We start from the raw sequence: 25,766 nt of genomic DNA on the forward strand, positions 1-25,766 counted from the left end.
ATTACTTCAGCTGATAAACCACAGCCTCATAAGGTTGCAATGAGCCATCTTTTGAAGGATGTTCATAGTTGCCGACTAAAACATCTGCGCTGCCGATATCTAAACCCGTTTGGGCAGTGGCTTTTTTACTGCTAAAGTTTAACAGGATTAATAGTTTTTTGCCCTCAAGCTCCCGCGTGTAAGCATAGGTATCGGGGTTTTGTTCGTCCAACAGGGTATACTTACCGTAAACCAAAGCAAGGTTGTCCTTACGAAGCTTTACCATCTTACGGAAATAGTTGAGCGGACTATTGGGGTCTTTTTCCTGCGCGGCGGCGTTGATGGTTTTATAGTTGGGGTTGCTGGCTATCCAGGGTGTGCCTTTGCTAAAGCCCCCGTTTTTGGTGCCATCCCACTGAAACGGCGTGCGGCCGTTATCGCGGCTTTCAAAACCTATCCGTTTTATATAGGCGGGCAAATCGGCCCCTATGTTCTTCTGGCGCTGGTACTCATTAAGAGTTTGCACATCGCGGTAGTCGTCAATTTTGGTAAAGCCGGCATTGGTCATGCCCAACTCATCGCCATTGTAATAGTAGGGCGTGCCGCGCATGGTAAGCAAAAAGGTAGTCAGCATTTTTGATGATACCGCCCTGAACTGCTCACTATCGTTACCAAAGCGACTCACCAACCGGGCCTGGTCGTGATTGGCTAAAAATACCGAAAGCCAGCCTTTAGCCGCGAAGGCGCTATCCCATTTGCTGAAAACTTGTTTTAAATGAACTACGCTGTAGCCATCGGGTTTGGCAATATCCACACCCTCAAAGGCGTAAGCCATGTTCAATTCGTTTCTATCGGCATCAACTAAATTATGGGCATCCTCAAAAGTATTGCCCGCGCCTTCGGCAACGCTCATCACGTTGTATTTGCTTAATACCTCGCGGTCCATTTCCTGCAGATATCCGTGCAGATTACCCTGCATGGCGTAATATTGGGTAAAGTTTTTTTCAAATCCTTTAGGAAAACCCGGAAAGGTAGTATCCTTGGCCGCAAACTGGAAAGCATCCAGCCTGAAACCGTCGATTCCTTTATCGGCCCAAAACTTCATAATGCCGTAAACCTCCTGCCTTAACCTGGGGTTTTCCCAGTTCAGATCGGGCTGCTTGCGCGAAAAGTAGTGCAGGTAATAGGCGTTGGTTAAGGAGTCATAACGCCAGGCATCGTGGTTTACATCAAACAGGCTGTAACGATAGGGCGGTTTCCCTTTTTCTGCATTCCACCAGTGGTAATACTCGCGGTACGGGCTGGTGCGCGAGCTGCGGCTTTGTTTAAACCATTCGTGCTCGTCGCTGCTATGGTTTACCACCAGGTCCATCACCAGTTTAAGGCCGCGGTCGTGCATACCTTTTAACAGGGCATCAAAATCGGCCATGGTGCCAAAGTCTTTCATAATGTTGCGATAGTCGCTCACATCGTAGCCATTATCATCATTGGGCGAACTATAGATAGGGTTAAGCCAAACTACGTTTACACCCAAACTTTTAATGTAGTCCAACTTAGATATAATGCCCTTCAGGTCGCCAATGCCATCGCCGTCATTATCTTTAAAGCTGCGCGGATAAACCTGGTAAACTATGGCTTCCTTCCACCATTTACGGTCTATGCTATCCTTGCCAACCGGCACAGTTTGCGCGTTGCTGCCGGTATTCATCAGCATAGAAACCGCCACAATGGCAAAAGATTTAATGATCCTGCTCATAATAAAAATGCTTAGCGTGAATTGATGAAGGAATAATTGGTAATCCCTTAGGTTATAAAAGCAGTTTAAATTAGCATAATTTATTGAGGGAGCAAAATGGATGGGCGGTTTAATTATTTCCTGTTCAGCACTTTGCATTAATTTATAACATGCTTAATTTAGTTGTATCATATACCTAATTCATTTTATCATGTTCCCTAAATTTAAAGAAACCGTACGCATGGGTGCCCTTGAGCTTAACTTTTTGCTGGATGGCCAGGATACGGCCGGCACACTGGTACAGTTTGAGTTGATAGTACCACCGAATGCCAAAGTACCCGCGCCGCATTTTCATGTAGAAGTTGATGAAACGCTTTATATATTGGAGGGAACCCTAACGCAACTTATAGACACAGATACTCATGAATTAAAGCCCGGCGACCATTGTTTCATTAAAAGGGGAACGATACATGGCTTTAATAACCTGCATAGCGAAACTGTGAGAGCATTATGTTCACTATCTCCGGCAAACATTGGCCCGGCATATTTTCGTGAGATTGCTGCGGTAATTAACGCCGGCGGACCACCAGATATGCAAAAGGTATTGACTATTATGAAAAACCATGGCTTGGAACCAGTAAAGCAGGCATAATAAAAAGCCCCAAATCGAATGACCAGGGGCCGGGGAGGGATATTTAAACCCGCTTAAGCTAATACAACTATTTTACCCTTGCTTTGGTTACTTTCCATATAAGTATGGGCGGCGACAACTTCATCTAAATAAAATGTTCTGTCGATATTGATGTTGATAACGCCTTTGTTAACATCGTCAATAAAGGCCTGCAACAAGTCCTTATTTAAATTTTCGGCACCACCCATGTAAACGGTGAGGCGGCCTAAAGATGGGATATCGCCCATGGGTGTAAACTCGGGCATAGTCCATGAGCCACCCAAAATGCCGGTCATACAAACTGTTCCTTTAGGGCGGATGCATTGGAGCGAATCTTTAAGTGTGGCAATGCCTATAAGTTCAAGCGCCTTATCAACACCGTTAGGGAGTATGGTTTTAAGTTCTGGGGCGATGTTACCATCGTCTACCAAAACATAATCAGCCCCGTTGGCGGTGAGGTGTTCGGCTTTACCGGCGTTGCGGGTGGTGGCAATTACGGTTAAGCCCATGTTTTTGGCCATCTGGCAGGTTAACATACCGATAGACGATGTTCCGCCGCGGATCAATAATGTTTCGCCCTTTTTTATTTCCAAGGCCTCGTTTAAGGAGCCGGATACGGTTTGAAACATTTCGGGGATAGCGCCCAATACCTCCCAGGGCAAATGGCTTTCAAAAGGGAATACAATATTAAGGGGTACCAAGGTAAATTCGGCATAACCGCCATTAAACTCACGGCCCATGCCGCCCATAATGGCAGCTACTTTTTGACCGGGCTGGTACGTGCCGGATGGATCATCAAACACCTCGCCCACACATTCAATGCCTTGGATACGGGGGAACGTTACACCCGGCGAATGCCCCTGCCTTGTAAAAATTTCGGAGCGGTTTAAGCCAAACGCTTTTATTCGGATAAGTAGCCACCCGTTTTTAACTATTGGCTGAGGCACATCTTGTATTTGAATTACACCGGGTTCGCCGGCTTTTGTTGTCACTGCTGCTTTCATTGCTATGCTAATAAATTACCACAAAGTTGAGCTTTACAGTCGACGACAACCTATAAGATAGTTTAAGTAATAAGCTTAAGATAGATTAAGGGTAAGCAAAATAGCTTTCATATAGTGCTACCATCTTTTGGAGCTATACAGGTAAAGAGCCTGGAGTATTGTGCCGCGGCCCATCATCAAAATATTTCAACAGGGGCTTGCTTTTTTTACTTTCTGTCGAATATCCACGTTCGTATAGACAATATCCACGTTGGTGTAATATGCTCTTTTTTAGTCGTTTTAGGGGCTGTTTATCCCTATTTTCGATCCAGAACAAGCAGCTACCGGTGTTTTTATTGGTGTTTTTAGCAGATGGAGGGAAGCCGTTACGCGACCTGCATTTTTTACTGATACCAGAAACCATTACCCATGAAAAGAAGCTACAGGAACCGTTTTAAACAGCTTATAAAAAATGATAAACTGCAAAAAAACAGCTTGAGCGCTAATCGTAAGTACCGGTATTACTTTAAGTTTAAAAACACGCGGCTTGCGCTAAAATCCAGTACGGATGGGGTTTACAAACCATTATCCACCATTATTGATCTAAACTCAATTGTTATCAAACATGGGCGATAATTATTTTAACCTGCATCCGCACTGTATCCCGGTAAGGGGCTACAAACGCAGTTCGATATGCGACCTGCAACGGGAAGAGATTTATTACATACCCAACGAGATAGCAGATATCCTGATGGCCGATAATGATCTCCCGCTGGAGTTACTTTTTGAAAAACACAGCGATCATAAAGATTTGCTTGATGAACATATTCATTACCTAATTGAGCGGGGCCTGGGATCAATCATCCTAAACCCAGTTACCTCGCTCAATTTGACTATTCCGGTTACCGAATCAACATCTTACATAGATAACGCCATTATTGATATCGACGATGAGCACGAGGTAAGCTTCGACATTATTTTCCGGGCATTAAGCCGGGTTGGCTGCCGCAACCTACAGCTTCGTTTTTTCAGAAAAAGCAGCATTGAAGAGTTAAGCGCGATGATGGAGCTGCTTAAGCCCTCCCTGTTTAAATCCATTGAGATTATTGTAGAATATGCCCGGTCCACAAGGGATAACTTTTTTGAATTCCTTACGGATAAACACCCTAACATCAAATCGGTGTTTATTCATTCCTCGCCCGCAACCCGCATATTGAGGGCTTTTGATGGGGCGATGGGGAATATTTTATTTACTGAGCAGGTTATTAAATCAAACGCCTGCTGTGGCATTATTGATCCGTTCACGTTTGCTGTTAACGTTAAAACCTTTACCGAAGCGCAACAATTTAATACCTGCCTTAACCGCAAGGTTGGCATTGATACCAATGGCGATATCAAAAACTGCCCATCATCTGCAATAGTATACGGCAATATATACCGCGATAACCTGGAGCAGGCACTCAAAAACGCGCCTGGCTTTGAAGCGATGTGGCATCTTAAAAAAGATGATTTTAAAGCCTGCCGTGATTGCGAACACAGGTATGTATGCATTGACTGCCGGGTTTTCCTGGCCGATCCGAACGATAAATTATCCAAACCACTCAAATGCAGTTACGACCCATACTCGGCGCAATGGGAGCATGAAGCCGGAGCGGATGAAATGTTTGGATACGATACCATCGAGCCATTTTATCAAACCATAGCACGATAGCAGGCATGAAATTAATTTTTATCTAACCCTTATCTTATAATTCAAATTGGAAAATATAGCCATATCCCCCTACTTTATGTTAAGAACCCCGGTTTTGAACATAACAGATTTTAGCGAAGATTCCATCAAACAAAAGCTAAACACCGATTACGTAAAGGCTGCTATATTCATGGCAAGCATCCCGCTATGGGAAGAGTTTGAAAAAGCCGGCTGGGATTGGGAGTGCCTTAATGAAAAACAAAAGTTCACCCTTTTTAAATACTGGAACAGGATGTGTTTCAGGCCAACGCCATTTGGCCTGTTTTCCACCTGCTATAATGGTTCATGGACCGATACTACCGATCAGAAAACCGTTATTCCATCCGGCTTAAACAACGAAGTGCTTTTATTACCCGATTTTGCGCTGCTTAGCTACCTGGCCGATGGTTTGCCTGTTGATGAGCCCGAGGATTTAAAATACCACCTTAATAAAACCCTTTATAAAACCAATAACGATTACCGTTACATTTATAATTCGCGATTGCCATCAACAGAACCTGCCGAAATATTATCTGTAGAAAAAAATCACTTTATTGAAGATCTAATAGCCTTTTTTGACCGGGACCGCACCGGTGTTGAACTAATTGATTTTTTAAGCGGTTATGATACCGAGCCGGAGGCTTTACTGGAAACTTTAACAGACCAGCAAATTTTATATAGCGAACTTAATGCTAACATATCCGGCAATTTTTGGGGCAACAGGTTAAAACAATATGATAGCTCCGCTTTAAGCTGCATGTTAGATATGTTCCATGAAATTGGCTATCAACCTGCGCAAAACATAACAGCGAATATTGGCCGGTTGCTGCCACAAAAAGAGTTTCGGAAGCTTCCTTTTTTTAGGCATAACTATTACGCGTTATCAAAATCAATGGCAAAGATTAGCCTGCCCCAAAGCCTGCAACAGCCTATTTTTACCGCGCTGCATTCGTTGAACGCCTTACATATTGAGCAAGAGGTGGCAGGGCTTACGCTTTTTAAAGAAAAATTCACCGCCAAGTACGATCAAAAAAGCATCCCGCTATTATTAGCGCTTGATCCGGAATATGGTTTGGGGTATAACTCATTAGATGCCGATATTAACGTTTGCTCAATTATGAGTGAACTTACTTTTGAGCAGCCGGCAGCACAGCAAACCCTTAAATGGACCAACGTTCACCGGCTTTTAGTTAACAAGCTTACCCAGGCAAAACGCGTTGTTGAACTAACCGATAATGACCTTGCAGGAATAACCACTTCCAAAAGCCCCTTACCGCCGGCGCTTCAAATGGTATTTAAAAAAGTGGAAGAAAAGCTACTGGTTGAGGAAGCCGGAGGCGCTAATGGGTTTTACTTGTACTCACGTTTTTCGGTTGATAATGCCGAGGTACAACAAAGCTGCCAACAAATTGCACAAGCCGAACAATCATCAAATCCAGATGTGGTATTTGCCGAGGTTTCTTTTATGCCAGATGAGCATGCCGCAAATATTAACGTAAGGGCATCCTTTTACAATTATGAAATCCCGGTGCTTGTACATTCCGTGAGGGATAAGGAGCAGGTGCTTGATTTGAATGATCTTTATGTACGCGTTTTCAATAATGAGGTAATCCTGTTTTCAAAACGCCTCAATAAAAGGGTTATACCACGGTTTAATTCGGCCTATAATTTTACCCGCTCATCAAATGCCATCATCCGCTTCCTGGGCGATTTGCAGTTTCAGGGGGTAAAAGGCAGCTTAACGTTTAATTTTCAGCAATTAATACCAGGCCTGGGTTTTTATCCAAGGGTTGAATATAAAGGCACTATATTATCGGCCGCCTTATGGACAATTTCTGACGATGATCGCCTGGCGCTTGCCTCAAATACAGATGCTATGCTGGCCAAATTACAGGAGCTTAACCTACCTCAATATTTTGCGGTGGTTGAGCACGACAATCATTTGGTATTTAACCAATTGAGCATCGGCGACATGAAAATGTTTTTAAATGTTTGCAAACAAAGTAAAAAGCTGACCCTGAAGGAGGCTTTTGTTGATAAAACAGAAGCCGCTGTAGTAAATGAAAACGGCGATGAAATAGTAAATCAGTTTGTTGTTAGCCTGTTAAACAATCAAAAGGTTTACAAATCGCCGGCAGATTTAATGCTGGCTACCATACCGGCTATTGCCCAAAGAAACTTTAACCCCGGCGAGGAATGGTTTTATGTAAAGCTTTATTGCCACAAAAACACTGCAAATGAGTTTTTAACCACCGGACTAACGCAGATACTAAGCCGGCTTAAAAAACAAAAAATTGCCGATGAGTGGTTTTTTGTACGCTATAAAGATCCCGAGAATCATTTGCGCATCAGGATAAAATCAAACCAGGGCGATTTGATCCTGAAAGAATTTAACCAGGTGATTAATACCGATAGGTTTAAAGACAAGTTTGGTTCTGTGGTGCTGGAAACCTATAACCGCGAACTGGAACGGTATAAACTTATTGAAGAAGCCGAAGCCGTTTTCCAGGCGAGCAGTAACCTGGTTTTGAATTACCTAACGGGGAAAGAGCGCGAAAAAATTGACCTTACCGATCTTCAGTTTGCCGCGGTAAGCTGTTCTGCTTTATTAGAAAGCATGGCTATGGATATCGACCATGAAATTCATTTTTTAGATGAAATAGCGTCCTATTTTTTAAACGAAGGCGGCGGCTCTAAAAACCTGAAAGTACAAATGGATAAAAAGTATCGGTTAGAGAAACAAAATATCATGTATGCCTTTGATGCCGATTTAACCTGCCTTGATAAAGACCTCAGCATACTAAAAAGTACCGCAAGGGCATACTTTGATAAACTTGCAATAGCCGGGTACCAAAACATGGAGGATTATTATTCAAGTATCCTGCACATGCATTTTAACAGGTTATTTGCCGATGACCAGCGTAAAAAGGAGGGGGTTATTTATTACCTGGTTCATAAGCATAAGTTATCCCTCATCGCCAGGCAAAGGGCTGTTGTTGTTCAGGGTACGGGCCGAACTAATGGTTTTTAGCCGGATCTGTTCAAAAAAAGCGTCCTTATACATTAAGCCTATGTTTAGTTCAATTTTAGGCTTAATGATCACTTTGCCACGTTCAATAGATGCGATTTTATCCAGGTTAACAATGTATGATTTGTGGATGCGCTTAAAATACTTGTCACCTATACCTGCCTCAATCTCTTTCATGGTGAGGTAGGTAAGGTATTTGTTATCTTCGGTATAAATGAGAATGTAATTTTGCAACCCTTCAATATAGGTGATATCTTTTAGATTAATCCTGGTCATTTTGCCTTTAATACCGGGATTAATATAAATATGATCGGGGGCTTCTACCTTAGGGGCTTCTTTAGCCTGAAGCTTATTTTTTACCCGGTTTACGGCTTTAATAAACTTTTCAAATGAAATTGGCTTTAATAAAAAATCAGAAACGTTTTTTTCAAATACTTCTACCGCGTAGCTGGCAAACGCGGTAGTAAAAACAATAGCGGTGTGTTTGTTGATAAGGTCGGCTACTTCAAGGCCCGATAATTCGGGCATATCCACATCTAAAAAGGTAATATCAATGTTCCCTGCCAAAACTTCGTTAAAGCCAATGAGCGGATTTTGAGCGGTACCAATTAGCTGCAGTTCGGGGGTTCTTTCAATATATCCCTTTAATATCTCTATAGCATGTAATTCATCATCAATTATGTAACATGTGGTCATTAGCGGTTAAATTGATAGTTAAACTCAAATCAAAAACAGAATCATGCTCTTTAAAAAAAAACTCAAATTGATCCGGGTAATAGGTTTTTAGTCTATCTGTTACATTAGACAACCCAATACCATGACTTGTTACTTTACTTTTTTTAATATAATTATGAGTTTTAATGCTCAAAATACTTCCTGTTATGTTTATAATAATAGAAGCAGGGGCGGCTTCGTTGTAAAGGTCGCCGTATTTAAATACATTTTCAACTAAAGTTATAAGTAATAACGGATTTATTAATAAATCCATTTCTTCTCCCGTAACTTCAAAGGTTAAAGCCAGCCTGTCGTCAAACCGTAGCTGGTTCATTTTAATAAACAAACGTATGTGCTCTATCTCATCTTCCAGCTTAATTTTCCCTCCGCTTGATAGCGGCGTAATAGAAAAACGCATAATTTCCGAAAGTATAATAATACTATCACCGGCATTGGGCGCTCCCGAGGTAACTTTATTATAAATAAGGTTTAACGTATTAAACAGAAAATGTGGGTTTAACTGCGATTGCCGCCAAGCGTTTTCGGATCTGATTAGCTTATTTTCTAATAATTGTTGGTCTAATAAATTGTTAATTCTTTCGTTTTCGAGGCTTACAATTTTGGTTTCATGTTTTAACGCTGTTCTAATGTAATAAACAGCTGTGCTGATAAACAAAAAGTAAACATACCGCCATGTGTATTTCAAATAATAGATGTTTGCATACTCAAATTTACCGCCATTTGTTTGATACAACACATAGGCCGTAAGCCTCATAAAGCTCTGGTATATTACAAACTCAACCCCAATTAATAACAATGTTAAAAAATACCTTGCGGGTTTTTTTTGCCGGGCAACTAAAGGGTATACATAATAACCATGGATATAAAAATAGGCGATGTTTACTATATAATGACAGATATAATCTGCAACGGTTCCTGTTCCGTTTAGGGTGATGATAACTAAAACCTCATATATAATAAACAAGGCCCAACAAAGAATGTGAACTCTTATAGATTTCAAAAAAGAACTTATTAAACTTAATGTATGCATAATTTGGATGGAAGATACAGATATCTCCTGGGCTGATTTAGGTTCTTTTTCCGTTGGGTAGGCTTTTTTCCTCACATTATTTATACCCTAAATCAGTGATCGTAAGGAATCCATCAACCGGCTTATCCACATCTAAACAACAATATCAATGTCCTTGATAAACATTTCATTAAAACCGATCATAAGATTTTGAGCCGTTCCCTTGATTGCAGACCAGGAGATCTTTAACTATTTCAATACCCCGCAAACCATCGTCAATTAAGTAACACCTGGTCATCAGCGGCCAAATTGATAGTTAAGCTCAAATCAAAAACAGAATCACGTTCTTCATAAAGAAACTCAAATTGATTAGGGTAGTAGGTTTTTAATTGCTCGGTTACATTGGCTAAACCGATACCATGGCTCGAAACCTTTCTTTTTTTAATATGGTTTCTGGTATTGAAACTCAATATACTTCCTGTTATGTTGATAATGATAGAAGCAGGATCTTCCTGGTTGTAAAGGTCGCCGTATTTGAATACATTTTCGACCAAGGTAATAAGCAATAGCGGATTGATCATCAGGCCTTCTTCTTCGCCCGTAACTTCAAAGTTTAGTGCAAGCTTATCGTTAAAGCGCAACTGGTTAAGGTTTATAAACAAACGGATGTGCTCTATCTCATCTTCAAGCTTAATTTTTCCGCTGTTACTTAAAGGCGTTATGGAAAAACGCATGATCTCCGAGAGCTTAATAATGCTGTCACCTATTTCAGGAGATAGCACGCTTACCTTATTATAAATAAGATTTAAGGTATTAAATAAAAAATGAGGGTTAAGCTGTGATTGGCGCCAGGCGTTTTCAGATTTGATCAGCTTATTTTCTAATAATTGTTGATCTAATAAGTTGTTGATTCTTTCGTTTTCCAGGATTACAATTCTCGTTTCGTGCTTAAACGCTGTGCGTGTATAGTAAATTGCCGTGCCGATGAGCATAAAATAAATAAATCTCCATAAATACCCCCAATAGTAAACATTAAGAAATATAAATTTGGGGTCATTAATTTCATATAACAAGTAGGCAACAAATTTCATTGCTCCTACATACACCACAAATTCAACAGCAATAAGCAACAATATCAAAAAATATCTGCCTGGCGTTTTTCTATTTGCCACTAATGGATACGTCAGGTACCCATGAACGTAAAAAAAGCAAATATTGACAGCATAATGAGCTGCATATTCGGCGAAAGTAAAGGCCGAAATCACTCTTCCCTGAGCGGTAAAGCCCAGCAAAACCTCGTAAGTAATAAATAGCACCCAACAAATAATATGAATCCGGAGCAATTTCAAAAACGGCCTCATTAAACTTAATCTATACATAGTTTGGGATGAAAGATACTGATATTTCCGTTGTTGGTATAGGGTATTTTTGAGTTGGTAAAGGATTTTCTTTAGGCCTGTTTTATTATAGCAATTTGTGATCATAAAACCCAAACGATCATGAAAAAGAGCAAAACAACCGGCTTAGTCAACGTAAAAAAAATTTTTAAATTTCAATCAAAGAACACATTTTTAACAGATCGGCCAACCGATCCTACACAGACAAGTGGTAGTAATACTATGACAACCGCGACGAGTGTACTGGCAATTTAATTGAAAACCTACAGCATTTTTTTCCTTAGGATTTAAAACGAAAAGAGGAGGGCAAGCCCTCCTCTTTTCGTTTTATTATTTGATGGATATAATTAATATCCCGGGTTTTGGTACATCTTAACCGGGTCAAGTTTGTACTCATCAAACGGGATAGGGTAGTAGCGGTCTTTGGTGCTAAAGTTTGCTACCTGGGCTAAACCAAAGTCGGCTTGTTTTTTGGCTTTAAAGTAGGCTACCAACTCATCGGTAGTAAACGTACGCAGCAAATCAAACCAGCGGTGGTGCTCAAAAGCCAGTTCAACGCGGCGCTCGTGTAAAATAGCCAGTTTAAGTGTTGGGTATTTTGAAGCGTAATCGCTATTAGTCATAGATACGGCATAAGTTGGCATGCCTGCACGAACGCGTACCTGATCTAAAAACGAGGTAGCTGTTACCGCATCGCCAAGGTAATTGTTTACTTCGGCTAACGACAGGATCACATCGGCGTAGCGCATCAAAATCCAATCGTTACCGCCGTAACCATTAACACCGGCAGCAGCGCTCACATCCCTGAATTTGGTAACAAACCAATCTTTTACAATTGGGTCATTAGCGTATTTTACAGAGAAGGTCATGCGCGGATCGGTGGTTTCGTACTCGTTGATCAAATCGTGCGTAACATTATAGCCCACACCCGATGATGGTTTTTGCGAGTTAACAGTTTCGCCCTTGGCCTGAAAATTGGCCGCTATACCAGAGCTGTAGTTTAAATCGCCCTGTATGTTCACAATCTGGAAAATCAGCTCCGGGCAGGTTGTTTTTTTGTTCACGTCAAAAACATCGGTATACGGAATACTGCTTAACACACCAAATGTGCGCATGTTATAAGCCGCCATTAAAGCCGTTTTAGCGTTGTTTAAGTTGGTGGTGCGGTTAGCCTGATCTAAAGTGGTAGCTATGGTAAGGTATACCTGGCCCAGCAGGAAATTGGCAGCGGCCTTTGATACCCTGCCGGTTGGCGCCTGCAGGTTTGGCAGCGGACTATTAATTACATCTGTTAAATCGGTTACAATTTGCTGGTAAACCAAATCCTGCTTTACTCGGAAGGTTGAAGCGGCAACCTGGGCGGCAGATGATAGCTCTTTAGTCACCAAAGGCACATCGCCCCAAAGGCGCACCAGTTCAAAGTAAGTAAAGGCGCGCAAAAACTTGGCCTCGGCAGCATACTTTTGTTTTACCGTATTATCCGGAAAGCTAACCTGATCAATATGTGATAATACCACGTTGGCACGGCTTACTGTAGTGTATAATGATACCCAGTGAGCTTTTAAATAGGTATTACTTGGCAGTATAGAAAAGTTATTGAACTGGAAAGGCTCGCCCGAGTTTGACTGATTATCATTGGTACCGGTATCATCAGAACGCTGATCTGTCCATAAATCGCTGCCTTCGCCAACGTTGTTACCGCTGCGCATAGACTGGTAAATACCGTTTACTGCTAACAGTACATCGTTGGGTGTTTTATAGCTGGCGGCAACAGTTACGGCATTGGGGTCGTTTTCTATTAAAAAGTCTTTTTTACAAGACGGGCTTATGGCCACCGTTGCGGCAAGGCAGGCAATGGCTAAAAATTTCTTATTCATTTTTATATCTCTTAAAAAATTTATCAAAAAGTAACATTTACACCTAAGTTGTATGACCTAACCAGCGGGTAGGTACCATAATCGATACCAGGCGCAAGGTTGGCCGGCTGCGTGCTGTTTGATGCCGCGCCAGAGTAGTTGTAATCCACATCGGGATTATAACCTTTATACTTGGTAATGGTAAAGGCATTAACCACGCTTGCAAAAACACGTGCCTTGGTTAAGCCCAAGGTTTGTTGTAAAAAGCCTGGCAGGGTGTAACCTAATGTTAAGTTGGTACAACGCAGGTACGAGCCGCTTTGCAGGTAAAATGTTGATAAACGGGTACTGTTACTTTGTGTACCGGCACGTGAAGCGCGGTAAAATGATCCGTCGCCGGGGTCTTGCGCGTTTCTGTACCTATCGGCTACGTTGGCATATTGGTTACCAGAGCCCTCGCCATTATACAGGTAGTAATCCTGCCCGTCCAAAATCTGATTTCCGTACGATCCGTTAAAAGCCGCGCTCAGGTCAAACTTTTTGAACGTACTGTTTAAGGCAAATCCATAAGTGAATTTAGCATATGGCGAACCGATTATGGTTTTATCAGCATCGTTAACTACGCCATCGTGATTGGTATCAACAAACCAAAGGTCGCCTATTTTGGCAGGGTTGGTTTGTGAAGCCGATGGTGCTGTTTTACCCAAATTATCGGCATTAATTATACCGCCAACTTTAAAGCCGTAAAACATACCAATTGGCTGGCCCTGTGTGGTGATACTGGTAAGGTATGAACGCTCGGCGCCGTTAATGATCAGGGTGTTGTTTGCTGGTAGCTTAACCACTTTGTTGCGGTTTAATGAAATGTTACCGCTTGCGCCCAAAGTGAAATCTTTATCATTAATAATGCGGCCATCTAACTGCAAATCGAAACCTGTATTACGAATCTTTGAATCGCGCAGGTTGGTTAAGATGGTGGTACTGCCGGATATTGCCGAAATTGGCTGGTTATACAACAGGTTGTATGAGTAGCTCAGGTAATAGTTGGCAATGATTGACAGGCGGCCTTTAAACAGAGAGATATCGGTACCAACGTTATACTGCGAGGTAGTTTCCCAGCTTAAGGTATTGTCTTTAATGCCACCCGGGTAGGTTGCCGTTACCGCGCTGTTGCCATCAAGCACCGTGCCCGATGGTGTTGCTAACGTTTGCTGTATGGCGTAGTTAGGGATATTGAAGTTCCCGCTTTTACCCCAGCTTGCGCGGATCTTAACGGTTGACTGATCGCCAAGGAAGTTGTTGTAAAAATCTTCGTTAGATAAATTCCAGCCGGCAGCAACAGATGGGAAGTAACCATATTTGTTTGCCGGACCAAAACGTGATGAACCATCGGCACGGAAAGACGCGGTTAAGAAATATTTACCATCGTAGTTATAGTTGGCACGGCCAAAGTATGATAACAGGGTATAGGCGCTTTTATAGGCCGAGTTTAGAGAAAAGTTTGCCGCCAAAGCTCCTTTGTTTGAAATTTCGGGAATAGCGTCATTCTGGAAACCGTTTGCTTTCACGCTGAAATAATCGGCAGTGGTGCGTTGCGCGCTGTAACCACCCAAGGCATCAAAATGGTGTTTACCAATTTCTTTTTTGTAGTTTAAGGTAAACTCGGCAAGCCTGTCAAGCGTGTTCTGGTTTGATGCCTGCGCGTTAGCTGCTAATATTGATTGTTGTGATCCCGGAGCAAAGGTACCACTGCTTAACGTAGTAGGGTAGTAATAATCATACTTTTCGGTATAAGTTTCGGTACCCAGGTTGGTTTTAAAATCCAGGCCCTTCATAATGTTATACGTTACGTTGGCGTTGTAGTGGCTGCGGTATCCCTGCCTGTTAATTTTAATACGCTCGGCAAGGGCCAAGGGGTTTTCAATACCCTGGTAACCGTATTGAGTTGAACCAGCTGCTTCGGCGTTGGTTGCCAGTGATCCATCGGCATTGTAGGCCGGCAGGTAAGGCATGTAAATAAGCGCGCCAAGAATAGGGCTGTGGTCAAAACGACCTTCCTGTGTTTCCTGGTTGGTATTTTGGGTGTAAGCAATATTGGCACCTATATGAATGCGTTTGCTTACATCGCCATCAACGTTGGCGCGGAAGTTGTAACGCTGCTGCCCGGTACTTTGAATAATACCCGGCTGGTTTTGGTACGAACCACTGATGTAATAACGGATATCATCCGAAGCACCCGAAAACGACAAGGTATGCTTTTGCATAAAAGTGTTGCGGTACAGCTCATCCTGCCAATCTGTATTTACGGTTTGTTTAATGGGGGTTTGCGATGCAAAATTGTACAATCCATCGGGGATACTTACGCTGCCGGTGTTACCAACATTGGCTACGCGGGTTGCGTTATTGTCAGAGTACATGGCATCGGTCCAGGTATGGCCTGTGTTTACCCAAAGATCATGGTAGGCATTGTTACGGCCATCAATAACCAGCAAAGCAGCCTGATCGGCGTTAAGCAATTTTACTTTGTGGGCCAACTGATCGATACCGGTTTGTACATCGTATTCAAAACGACCTTTGCCTTTTTTACCTTTTTTGGTAGTGATCAATACCACACCGCCAGAAGCGCGGGAGCCGTAAATGGCCGCCGATGCCGCATCTTTCAATACGTCGATGCTTTCAATATCCTCGGGATTAATGAAAATATCATTTGATGGGTAACCGTCAATCACGTACAGCGGATCTGAACTGGCATTGAACGAGCCAACACCCCTCACCCTTATTTTGGTGCTGGTATATGGCGCGCCGCCGGTTTGCGATATTTGCACACCCGCAACTTTACCTACCAGCGCCTGGCCCAGGGAAGGTGAAGACAGGTTAAGGTCGCTTGATTTTACACTGGCAACAGCGCCCACAACTTCACTTTTGCGGATGGCCTGGTAACCAATGGCAACAACCTCGTTAAGCATGTTGGCCTGTGGGGTAAGTTTAAGGTTTATTTGAGCTTTATCGCCAACAGTAACTTCCTGTGGCAGGTAGCCAATAAATTTAAACACCAATACAGCGCCCGGTTCGGCCGATATGCTGTATTTACCGCTCACATCTGTTGATGTCCCTTTATTGGTGTTTTTGATCATAACAGACACGCCTGGAAGGGGTTGGTTAGTTTCGTCTGTTACGGTACCAGATATTTGTATTGCCTGGTTTAACGCAATTTTAATGGGGGTTGCAGCGTTTGAGTTAAACGCGAGTGCCATGATCACAAGGCAGATAAAAGGTTTTAGCAAAAACCTTCCAAAAAGATCATGGGTAATCTTTTTATTCATATTTTTAAAAGTTGATTGTTAGAAAAATGACAGTAAAGCTTTCGACCGCTTTTGAGTTATTTGACAATTATTCCCGGAGCCGTTTGAATGTTAGCGCATTCAGCGGTTTCTTTGTTTTATCGCCGGTTTTCGATGTTAAGTTTAAATTAATGTTACATAGGCATTTAAATTAAAACACGTGGCAGATTTTAATATTATCACAATATTTATTGCCTTGTGATAATATAATATTAATTAGGGGTTATTAATATTGCAATGATGGCAACAAAATTAAACCAGCTATCTTAAGCACGGACTACTTAAATGTTAAGTTTGTATTAACAAAAAATGCCGGGCATTTTACCCGGCATATCCATATTTTAACCCATTACAATCGTATTTTACCAAATGGTTTTAGTAAAGTTCACGTTGTTTTTGCGCGATGAGGTTACCGCTATTCCGCGTTCATCATCGCCTATAAATGAAAAGCCTTCCAGCTCATCGGCACGGTCAATATGATCAACCTGGCTGATGACTACCTGCTTACCTGCCTCAATAGACTTTTTAAGATCAACATAAGTAAACCGCCATTGCCTGCCTTCTTTTTGATTTTGGATAAGCACAAGCACACCTTTATCAGCCACCCAATGCAAATTTTGGACCCATGGCGAACATGTAAACTTTTTGTAAAGTACACCTGCCTCTTTTGTATTTTTAGCTTTAGCCAGTTTTTCGGCGTCGTATAATCTTACCTCGTTACCATGGTCGCCATAGTCGGCTGTGGCCACATACCACTTATTATTATATTTTACATACTCGGGTCGGGTACCTTGTATGCAGGCATCGTCATCAATGGTATTCAGCAAACTCGCATCAAGGGTACCTGTTTTTAGCAGTGCTTTCCAATCCACACAATAAATTACGGCTTTCCACTTAGTTCCCTCGGCATTAAGGCGGATGGAGTTACCTATAAAGGTTGGCCCGGTGCCGTTATAGGCGATGCCGGTGGGATGGTTAATTACATCCTGTCCGTTTTGGGTAAGCTTTACTTCTTTATGCTGGTAAACCAGGCTATCGCCCTCCATTTTAAATTCGCGGATCATGCCAACCTCCCGGTCGCCATATAAAAAAATGCGGCCTTTTTGGTAGGAGATGCCCTGGCAGGCACCTAAAGAATCTACAGTAATAGATTTATTCAATTGCTGATCAACGGTTGATGTTACCAGGCTACCCATACCCAGGGCAGCGGTTATAATGGTTAAAGTTATTTTTTGCATTGCTGTTAATTATTATCGAGGGTCAAGCGGTTCGTCGTTATCTATTTGTTTTGCTTCTTCAACGGGGTAGTATTCCACCTCGGTTTCGGAGTTACGTTTATCTAATTTGTAGGGTACGTAGTTTAATTCCTTTTCGCAACGGGCGGCCATGTTCATGATAAAATCCGTTTGCGATTTATCGGTAACCACAATACCCGGTTTGTTGGCCGGGATGCCGTATTTGTAAATGAGCCTTGCGCTATTACGCATATTGGTGGTGGTATGCCTGGCATGCGGCTCAATGATGATGGCTCTCTCGGGTACATGCAGCACATTTAATAAGTAAATCTTCATTTGCTCGGCCTCGTTAAATTTTGTTTTGTAGGGATGCACATTACCGCCCGATACAATGATCAATGGCGCTTTGCCCGCCCTGTATTCCTGTTCGGCCAGGCGGCAGCGCAGCATGCCCTCGCTGCTTAAAGCCCACTCTGGTTTTTCGGGACCAGCGCCTGGCACCATAATATTAGTGTAAGGGTAGTTGGCCCATTTGATAGTTTTGATATAAGCCACAGCTGCTTTATTGGCAGTTGTCGCCATCGGCTCATAATGGGCGGGGTCCTGTCGTTCGTTAATTTGCAGGTATAGCAGCGCCGCTTTTATAGCGGGTTGATAAAACAATTTAGCATTTTTCACATCGCCTAAAAGCGTCGCGTTAAAATCATACATCAACGTGTAATACGATTTAGCATGCACATTAAAGCTGATGGAATCGATAGCCGGATAGTTTGGTTTATTACCCTCGGCATAAACCCCAATGGTGTAGTTAATGCCTTTAGCTTCCTGTTCCCAGGCTTTTATCAATAATTCGCCCGCCGATAAGGTTTTATACAAGCTATAAGTGCCAGATGGAATGAGTTTGGTTTTCACCAAAACATCCAACGCGTTGCCCGGTTTGTAAAGCGCTGTTAAACGGGCGCTTACGGCAGCTATTTCATCATCAGTAAACTTTACCCCGGCAATAAGGCAACCCGCATCCTTACAGTTGGTAAGCGTTTCGCTTAATTGTTTTAGCTTGCTTTGCGTAAGGCGGGCAAGCTCGGCATCGCTGCTAAGCAGCGCGTTTACCTGTGTATCCTGTTCAAAAAGTGTTAACAGGTAATAGTTTTTCGATTGTATGTAATCAACATTGCTTTTGGCAGCAATGGGAGCGGCCCGCTTTTGCGCATAGCCGCTTAAAAAGGTGGCGCACAGCAGTGCCATAGTCAGCATTTTTTTCATGGTAGTAATTATGATGGCAAATAAACCCTTTAAAAATAAACTACAGGTTAACAAGGTGCCAATACCGTTTAAATTTAGTTAACACGGCATCTGTGTAGAGACGCAAAATTTTGCGTCTCCCACCGTACAGAGCGAATTTGCAAAGCCGATTTGCTGGATTGATTGGCATACCAGATTTGCACGCGGGAGACGCAAAATATTGCGTCTCTACGTAGGAATTTAACCCGCTTTTTATTAGGACAGCGCGTACCGTTAATCCTGTTAATAATATAATTCGCTTATCCTGTCGCAACCGCAAAATTTTTACCTTTGTGTAAACTCAAAAATTGCATGAGCGAAAAGATCTTAGTGATAGGCGCCAACGGCCAGATCGGGACAGAGCTGGTTGTTGCTTTAAGAGGTATTCATGGGGTTGATAAAGTGGTTGCATCCGATATCAACAACCCTACTTATGCCATCCGCAACAGCGGACCATATGAGTTGGTGAACGTGCTTGATAAAGACAACCTGCACCACATTTTTGATAAATACCGCCCCACACAGGTGTACCTGCTGGCCGCCATACTATCGGCCGTAGGCGAACAAAAACCCAAAATGGCCTGGGATTTAAACATGACCGGCCTTATCCACGTGCTTGATTTTGCTGTTGAGTTTAAAACAGCCAAAGTGTTTTGGCCAAGTTCAATAGCCGTTTTTGGTCCGCACTCGCCGCAATTTAACACGCCGCAATATTGTGTTATGGACCCCAACACGGTTTATGGCTTTAGCAAATTAGCCGGCGAACGCTGGGCCGAGTATTATTTTGTAAAACATGGTTTAGATATCCGCAGCATTCGCTACCCCGGCTTAATCGGTTGGAAGGCTTCACCCGGCGGGGGTACTACAGATTACGCCGTACATATATTTCATGAAGCATTAAAGAAAGGCAAGTATGAAAGCTTCTTATCTGCCGATACTGCCCTGCCGATGATGTATATGGAAGATGCCATACGCGCCACAATTAATTTAATGGATGCTCCGGCAGAGCAGATCAAAATCCGGTCGTCATATAACCTGGCGGGCATTAGCTTTACGCCGGCACAGTTAGCCGATGAGATTAAAAAGCATATCCCTTCATTTGAAATGGGTTATGTAAATACAGATCCGCGGCAGGCCATTGCCGATAGCTGGCCAAAATCAATTGACGACAGCAGCGCCCGGCAAGACTGGGGTTGGAAATTAGAATACGATTTGCCTAAAATGACAGCAGATATGCTGGAGAATTTGAAGAAAGTTCTTTAAGACTATTGGACTGAAGGACTTTGGGACAAGGGATAAAGGACGGGAAAACACGCTTCGCTTGATTTTTTGAAATCCTGATTTAAAAAACAAATATTATCTTTATCCCCTCTGTAAAAAGCAGGGTATACCGTTCTGATTCATTGACAATTGCTATGAACCATGAACCAACAACAATGAACTAATAAGTTATGGGAAGAGCATTTGAATTCCGCAAAGAAAGAAAGTTTAAGCGCTGGGCCAAAATGGCGGTGCAGTTTACCCGTTTAGGGAAAGAGATTGTAATGGCTGTTAAAGCCGGTGGTGGCGATGTAAACACCAACTCGCGTTTAAGAACCGCTGTGCAAAATGCCAAGGCTGTAAACATGCCTAAAGATCGCGTGGAAGCTGCGATAAAAAGGGCAAGCAGCCGCGATGAAAAAGATTACGAAGAGCTTGTTTACGAAGGCTACGCCCCTTATGGTGTTGCGGTTTTGGTTGAAACAGCTACCGATAATACCAACCGTACCGTTGCCAACGTACGCAGCTATTTCACCAAATATGGCGGCTCATTAGGTAAAACCGGCTCCCTGGATTTCATTTTCACCCGTAAATCGGTATTTACTTTTGAACCGGGCGAGCGCGATTTAGAAGAGCTGGAGTTTGAATTGATTGATGCCGGGTTGGAAGATCTTTTTGTGGAGGCCGATGAGGAAGGAAACGATATTGGCGTAATCCATACCGCTTTTGAAGACTTTGGTAAAATGCAGAAGGCGCTGGAAGAAATCGGCATAGAGGTAAAATCGGCCAAGTTAGAGCGTGTACCACAATCATTTCACCAGGTAACTGAAGAACAGGTTGTGGATATCATGAAACTGATTGACCGCTTAGAGGAAGACGACGACGTACAGGCGGTTTACCATAATATGGCGGAGTAATTCTTTTGATTTCGGAATTGGGATTTTCGATTTCGGATTTTAAAATTTAGCTAACGTCATTGCGAGGTACGAAGCAATCCCCTATAAGCAGGGCAGCCTGCAAATCCGCTCTGTATAGTTCGGGATTGCTTCGTACCTCGCAATGACGGGTTTAAAATAAAAACATGCCACTATTCAGTTCACGTAAGGAAGAAAAGAAAGTAAAGTTGACATTTGCCAACGGCCTGCTTTTTGTTGAAAAGCCGGATGGCAAGCAACAGGCTTTTCCGCTGGAGTGGTTTCCTAAACTGATGAACGCTACCGACGAGGAGCGAGAGGACTGGAAACAAACCGATAAAGGCATCCATTTTAATAGTTTGGATGTGAATGTTGATTTGTGAGAATCAAGAATCAAGAGTTTTGAATTTAGGCCACGGTCTTGATTCCTGACTCTCGATTCTTATATCTATACTACCATGGTATTCGAAGAGTTTTTTAAAAAGAAAAGGATAGATCTTGCCGCCTTACAACAGGCAGAGGGATCATTGTTTTTGGAATTTAAAGAACACTTTGAGCAAATGGGCGAAAAGAGTTTTGATCATACCAAAAAATACTGGTTCAATAAGCTCAGGCGCAGGTTCCCTATTTCGACAGAAATAAAAACCGAACGCGTACACATTGCCAACCCATTGGCCGAGCAAACCATTACCGAAAGTTTGATAGAACCAGGAACGCCTTCTAAAATTGGTTTTACACCTAAGTTTAGGGCAGCTTCCTCGCCAAAACCGGCAGAGGAAAAACCCCAGGAGATTAAAGCAGCAGAATCTGAGGAGGCCGCCGCTCCAAAACCTGGTTTTAAACCAAGGTTTAATCCGGGTATGGTAAAAGCCAAGCCCGCTGAAGATAGCAATGTTCCTACAGAAAAGCCTGAGTTAAAAGAGGGGGAAGATTCAAGGGATCAACCCCTTACAAAGCCTGCTTTTAAACCTCGGTTCAACACCGGTATGGTGAAACCAAAACCAGCGGAACCGGACGAACCAGGAGTTGCTGCAGATCCGGCTACTCCTGCAGAAACATCACCTGCGCCGAAAGTAGGCTTTAAACCACGCTTTAACGCAGCCATGGTGAAACCCAAGCCTGTTGTTGAGGAAGAAAAGCCGACGGAGGCAAAATCCGCTGCTGAGCCAGTTGCTCTGGCAGAAGAAATACCGGCTCCCAAAATCGGCTTTAAGCCTCGTTTTAACGCGGCCGTGATGAAGCCTCAATCAGAGGAAGAAGAAAAACCAACCGAGCTTACCCAACCGGAGGTTACGGCAAAACCAGTTGCACCAACAGAAGAAACGCCGGCTCCTAAGCTTGGCTTCAAGCCCCGGTTTAATGCCCAAAACAATCCGGCAAAAACAGATTCAGAATAAGTAACCTTTTTGCTAATCGGCCTCCTTGCTGCCGTAAGGCTTTACCTTTTGGCCTGCGTTTAGGTTCCCTGCTTATTTTTTCTGATTCGCGCAGCTTCAAAACTACAGCATAACAGCTCGAAATTAGAGAGATTCGAACAACGGGGATGATACGGCTCGACCATAATGCAAAAAGACTTACGAAGTTTTGAAAACTTCGTAAGTCTGGGAATATCGAACTATTTCTTCGCAATCGCGGGGCTTTCAAAGCCAAGCTTGGTTAAGCCTTTTTGTATTTCGGGGCTGCTCATAAATAGTTTCCATAGCAGGCCGGTGCGGTAGTTTTCTATCATCACCACAATTGGCCCCTGGTCAATGGCCAGGTATGATTTGGCGTACCAGTTATGCTGTTCGCTAAAGGCATCGGTAAAACCGTATTCGCCCCATATCTTATCGCCTAAATCATAGTAAAAATGGCGCAGTGCTTTCATTGATTGCTCCGGTGCATATGGGAATGCCGATAGCGCTGCCGTTGGTGTTATAACACCAAGATCATTTGTTGGCGAATGGGCATTGTAACCTTCATAATTATCACTGGCGGTAAGTCCCCAGCAATTTGTGCCGTAGCCTTTAAATTTTTTAGGGTTATCAACACAATAGGCGTAATTGATGAGGGTGTGGTTTTTATTCTGCTCCCAATAGTCGGCATACTCATCTTTTAATCCACGTGGATCAAGCCCTAAAAATGAATATTGCGAAAAGAACAACGGACCACCAAAATCAAAGCCTAAAGGCAATTTGTACCCATAATAGGTTTTGCCATTTTTAAAGAAATCGCTTTGCGCCCAGCCACGGTGGTAAACGCTTGCGCTAACAGGATATCTTTCGGCTGACGCTGCCAATACGTACGTTATAAGGCATTCATTAAAGCCGTGGATGGGAAAGTTCATGGCCCAGCCATTGTTGGGGCTCCAGTGCCAGTAAAGCGCGTCGCGGCCATCGCGGGTGTACCAATCCCATTCCATTTCGCCCCACATCCAGCTAATCACATCTCGAATGCGTTGCTCTTTGGGGGTATTGCCCTTAAAATATTGTTTGGCGCATAAAAGCCCCTGGAATAAATAGGCCGATTCTACAATATCACCACCATCGTCTTTACGACCAAATGGGATTACCTTACCTGTTTCTCCGTTCATCCAGTGCGGAAACGCGCCGTGGAAAGAGTTTGCCTTAAACAAAAAGTTAACAATCTTAACCATCCTGTCCACAGCCTGGTCATGGCTTACCCATTTGCGGCTATCGGCAACAATGAGGGCCATAATACCAAAGCCAGATCCACCGGTGGTTACTACCTCGGCACCATAATCAAAAGAGGTATTGCTACGCTCGCGGGCCAGGCCGCTTACCGGGTGGCCAAAATCCCAAAAGTAACGGAACGTTTGGCGCTGCACCACATCAAGCAAAGCGCTATCGCTAAGGTTTTTGATAATACCTACAGGCTTAATGCCGTCTTCGCCATTTGTTTTTGCCTGTTTTTGCGCAAAACAGCCAATTGCCATCAACAGCAATAATGGTGTTATAATTAGTTTTTTCATTTGTAGATGCAGATTAGATAAAAAGAGGCTGCCGGCAGTTACCAAACCGACAACCTCATAAACCAATCAACCGTAGTTTTCTTTAATATCTTTATAATTAATAGCCCGGGTTTTGGGTTAACCTGTTCCCGCTCAAATCAATTTGAGTTTGCGGAATAGGGAATAACGCGGCCGTTGATTTCCAGGTTTTGCCATGTGCCGAAAACGCAGCGGCCGCCCTGCCTGGCTCAACAGCATCCTGCCTTACAATGTCAAAGAAACGGTCATGCTCTTCGGCAAGTTCCATACGGCGCTCGTGCCAAATACTGTGCAATGTTGCAGCCGTTGAAGTTAAACCCGCCCTTGTTCTTACCAGGGTCAAATCGTTTTGAGCATCGCCAACTTTACCAATCTGAACAGCGGCCTCGGCATTGATGAGCAAAATATCCGCGTAGCGTAAAATCCGAACCTGTTTTGGCAGCCTATCGGTATTGCCCCCGCAATTGTCTTCGGCGCTACGGCTGTGGTAGGCTTTGTAGCTGTAAGTGCTGTTTTGTACAGAATCCTGGCCCGGAATGCGGAAGCCATCAAACAACACAGTACCTCCAGGTTTAATAAAGATCACGGTGGCGGCTTTACGCACATCACCGGCCTCGTATTCGTTCAATAAACTTGTTGATGGATTGTTAAAGCCAAAGCCCAAATCGGCCCAGCCATATTTACCACCTGCACGGGGGCCTTGTGATACCGTATACAGGTTAATACCTGCCGAGCAATCTTTATTGATCCCGGCCTGAATTTCAAATATCGATTCAACGTTGTTATTGCCACCATCGCCATTCACCGCTTTTTGTCGCCAGATTAAAGAATAATCCTTAACCAATGAATACAAGCCACTGGTGATTACCGCCTGCGAAAGATCATAAGCTTTCTGGTAATCTTTAGTGTACAAATAAACCTTTGCCTCTAAAGCCTGGGCAGCGCTTTTATTGGCACGACCAACATCTGTAGCTCCCTTAGCCGGTAAATTAGCTACCGCGAAATCAAGATCGCTGATGATAAACTTGTAAATATCGGCAGCGCTTGCACGGGTTTGATATTTATCTGAATTTGCTTCGGTAGCCGATGGCAGTTTATCAATAAGCGGCACACCGCCGTAAAGACGCACCAGGTTAAAGTAAAAGTAAGCTCTTAAAAACTTTGCTTCGCCAATAAGGGCGTTTTTAGTGGCTGCATCAAACTGAGCGTTTTGCAATTTATCAAGCGCCTGGTTACAGCGGGCAACGCCCTGGTAGTAACCCGTCCACACGTTATTTACAACGCCGTTACTTGCCGATGTTTGCAGGTTATCAATTTGTTTGGCATCGCCGTAATCATCTGGCGAGCTGCCTTTATCGGCATCATCAGATGCGATATCTGTCATAATCACAAACTGGAAGCTATCAATATCCGGATCAAACCCGCCAATATAAAACACATTGTAAATACCTATCACCAGGTTTTTGGCCTGGTTAGGATCTGACGCTATCTGGTCTTGTGTTATCTGTCCCTGGGGTTTTACGTCAAGGTAGTTTTTACATGCATGTAGTGTGCCCGATAGTATAATGGCAGCCGTAACAAACATGGTTAATCTTAGGCTATATATCTTTTTCATAACTGCGATA

Annotated in this window: 19 protein-coding genes; 8 read left to right on the forward strand and 11 right to left on the reverse strand. The window is 43.1% G+C overall.

What is annotated here, in order from left to right:
• Position 1: 1 nt before the first annotated feature.
• The gene (locus tag QWZ17_RS22255; protein ID WP_290307524.1) at positions 2 to 1,735 is read right to left on the reverse strand and encodes a glycoside hydrolase family 13 protein; all 1,734 of its coding nucleotides are present in this window, start codon (positions 1,733 to 1,735) and stop codon (positions 2 to 4) included.
• A gap of 190 nt (positions 1,736 to 1,925) precedes the next feature.
• Here QWZ17_RS22255 and QWZ17_RS22260 point away from each other — a divergent pair, with 190 nt between their 5' ends.
• Positions 1,926 to 2,366 carry a cupin domain-containing protein gene (locus QWZ17_RS22260; protein ID WP_290307525.1) on the forward strand — a complete coding sequence of 147 codons (441 nt, stop codon included), beginning with the start codon at positions 1,926 to 1,928 and terminating at the stop codon, positions 2,364 to 2,366.
• Between the two features lie 53 nt (positions 2,367 to 2,419).
• Here the strand turns inward: QWZ17_RS22260 and QWZ17_RS22265 are convergent, their stop codons facing one another.
• Positions 2,420 to 3,388, reverse strand: coding sequence for a zinc-binding alcohol dehydrogenase family protein (locus QWZ17_RS22265; RefSeq protein WP_290307526.1), 969 nt, complete (start codon positions 3,386 to 3,388; stop codon positions 2,420 to 2,422).
• A 260-nt stretch (positions 3,389 to 3,648) separates the two neighbouring features.
• Between QWZ17_RS22265 and QWZ17_RS22270 the strand changes: the two genes are divergently transcribed.
• The 3 genes from QWZ17_RS22270 to QWZ17_RS22280 all read left to right on the forward strand — a co-directional run bounded on the left by QWZ17_RS22270 (position 3,649) and on the right by QWZ17_RS22280 (position 8,127).
• The gene (locus tag QWZ17_RS22270; RefSeq protein ID WP_290307527.1) at positions 3,649 to 3,825 is read left to right on the forward strand and encodes a hypothetical protein; all 177 of its coding nucleotides are present in this window, start codon (positions 3,649 to 3,651) and stop codon (positions 3,823 to 3,825) included.
• A gap of 167 nt (positions 3,826 to 3,992) precedes the next feature.
• Positions 3,993 to 5,078: a grasp-with-spasm system SPASM domain peptide maturase gene (gene gwsS / locus QWZ17_RS22275; RefSeq protein ID WP_290307528.1), complete on the forward strand. Its 1,086-nt coding sequence runs from the start codon at positions 3,993 to 3,995 to the stop codon at positions 5,076 to 5,078.
• A 76-nt stretch (positions 5,079 to 5,154) separates the two neighbouring features.
• Positions 5,155 to 8,127 (forward strand): lantibiotic dehydratase, encoded by a 2,973-nt coding sequence (locus QWZ17_RS22280; RefSeq protein ID WP_290307529.1) that lies wholly within the window; start codon positions 5,155 to 5,157, stop codon positions 8,125 to 8,127.
• Here the strand turns inward: QWZ17_RS22280 and QWZ17_RS22285 are convergent.
• From QWZ17_RS22285 to QWZ17_RS22315, 7 genes are all read right to left on the reverse strand, one after another.
• Entirely contained in the window at positions 8,062 to 8,820 is a 759-nt protein-coding gene (locus tag QWZ17_RS22285; protein ID WP_290307530.1) for a LytR/AlgR family response regulator transcription factor, read from the reverse strand. The genes QWZ17_RS22280 and QWZ17_RS22285 overlap by 66 nt on opposite strands.
• Positions 8,798 to 9,823 (reverse strand): sensor histidine kinase, encoded by a 1,026-nt coding sequence (locus tag QWZ17_RS22290; protein ID WP_290307531.1) that lies wholly within the window; start codon positions 9,821 to 9,823, stop codon positions 8,798 to 8,800. Before QWZ17_RS22290 ends, QWZ17_RS22285 begins: the two co-directional genes overlap by 23 nt.
• A 320-nt stretch (positions 9,824 to 10,143) precedes the next feature.
• Entirely contained in the window at positions 10,144 to 11,184 is a 1,041-nt protein-coding gene (locus QWZ17_RS22295; protein ID WP_290307532.1) for a sensor histidine kinase, read from the reverse strand.
• A 428-nt stretch (positions 11,185 to 11,612) separates the two neighbouring features.
• Positions 11,613 to 13,142, reverse strand: a complete 1,530-nt coding sequence (locus QWZ17_RS22300) for a RagB/SusD family nutrient uptake outer membrane protein (RefSeq protein WP_290307533.1) — start codon at positions 13,140 to 13,142, stop codon at positions 11,613 to 11,615.
• Positions 13,143 to 13,165: 23 nt separating this feature from the next.
• Positions 13,166 to 16,444, reverse strand: a complete 3,279-nt coding sequence (locus QWZ17_RS22305; RefSeq protein ID WP_290307534.1) for a SusC/RagA family TonB-linked outer membrane protein — start codon at positions 16,442 to 16,444, stop codon at positions 13,166 to 13,168.
• Positions 16,445 to 16,824: 380 nt separating this feature from the next.
• Positions 16,825 to 17,700, reverse strand: coding sequence for a hypothetical protein (locus QWZ17_RS22310; RefSeq protein ID WP_290307535.1), 876 nt, complete (start codon positions 17,698 to 17,700; stop codon positions 16,825 to 16,827).
• A gap of 12 nt (positions 17,701 to 17,712) precedes the next feature.
• On the reverse strand, positions 17,713 to 18,960 hold the full coding sequence (locus QWZ17_RS22315) for a YdcF family protein (RefSeq protein WP_290307536.1): 1,248 nt from the start codon (positions 18,958 to 18,960) through the stop codon (positions 17,713 to 17,715).
• A gap of 330 nt (positions 18,961 to 19,290) precedes the next feature.
• Between QWZ17_RS22315 and QWZ17_RS22320 the strand changes: the two genes are divergently transcribed.
• The 4 genes from QWZ17_RS22320 (at position 19,291) to QWZ17_RS22335 (ending at position 22,549) form a co-directional block, all read left to right on the forward strand.
• Positions 19,291 to 20,241 (forward strand): NAD-dependent epimerase/dehydratase family protein, encoded by a 951-nt coding sequence (locus QWZ17_RS22320; RefSeq protein ID WP_290307537.1) that lies wholly within the window; start codon positions 19,291 to 19,293, stop codon positions 20,239 to 20,241.
• A 188-nt stretch (positions 20,242 to 20,429) separates the two neighbouring features.
• Complete coding sequence (locus tag QWZ17_RS22325) at positions 20,430 to 21,155, forward strand: YebC/PmpR family DNA-binding transcriptional regulator (RefSeq protein WP_290307538.1); 726 nt, start codon at positions 20,430 to 20,432, stop codon at positions 21,153 to 21,155.
• Between the two features lie 164 nt (positions 21,156 to 21,319).
• Entirely contained in the window at positions 21,320 to 21,535 is a 216-nt protein-coding gene (locus QWZ17_RS22330) for a DUF2442 domain-containing protein (protein WP_290307539.1), read from the forward strand.
• Between the two features lie 75 nt (positions 21,536 to 21,610).
• On the forward strand, positions 21,611 to 22,549 hold the full coding sequence (locus QWZ17_RS22335) for a hypothetical protein (RefSeq protein ID WP_290307540.1): 939 nt from the start codon (positions 21,611 to 21,613) through the stop codon (positions 22,547 to 22,549).
• A gap of 218 nt (positions 22,550 to 22,767) precedes the next feature.
• Here QWZ17_RS22335 and QWZ17_RS22340 read toward each other — a convergent pair whose 3' ends face one another.
• Positions 22,768 to 24,123, reverse strand: coding sequence for a glucoamylase family protein (locus QWZ17_RS22340; protein WP_290307541.1), 1,356 nt, complete (start codon positions 24,121 to 24,123; stop codon positions 22,768 to 22,770).
• 97 nt (positions 24,124 to 24,220) lie between these two features.
• Complete coding sequence (locus QWZ17_RS22345) at positions 24,221 to 25,756, reverse strand: RagB/SusD family nutrient uptake outer membrane protein (protein WP_290307543.1); 1,536 nt, start codon at positions 25,754 to 25,756, stop codon at positions 24,221 to 24,223.
• Positions 25,757 to 25,766: the final 10 nt, after the last annotated feature.

This window comes from Mucilaginibacter flavus, from assembly GCF_030409315.1.
GTDB classification, from domain to species: domain Bacteria; phylum Bacteroidota; class Bacteroidia; order Sphingobacteriales; family Sphingobacteriaceae; genus Mucilaginibacter; species Mucilaginibacter flavus.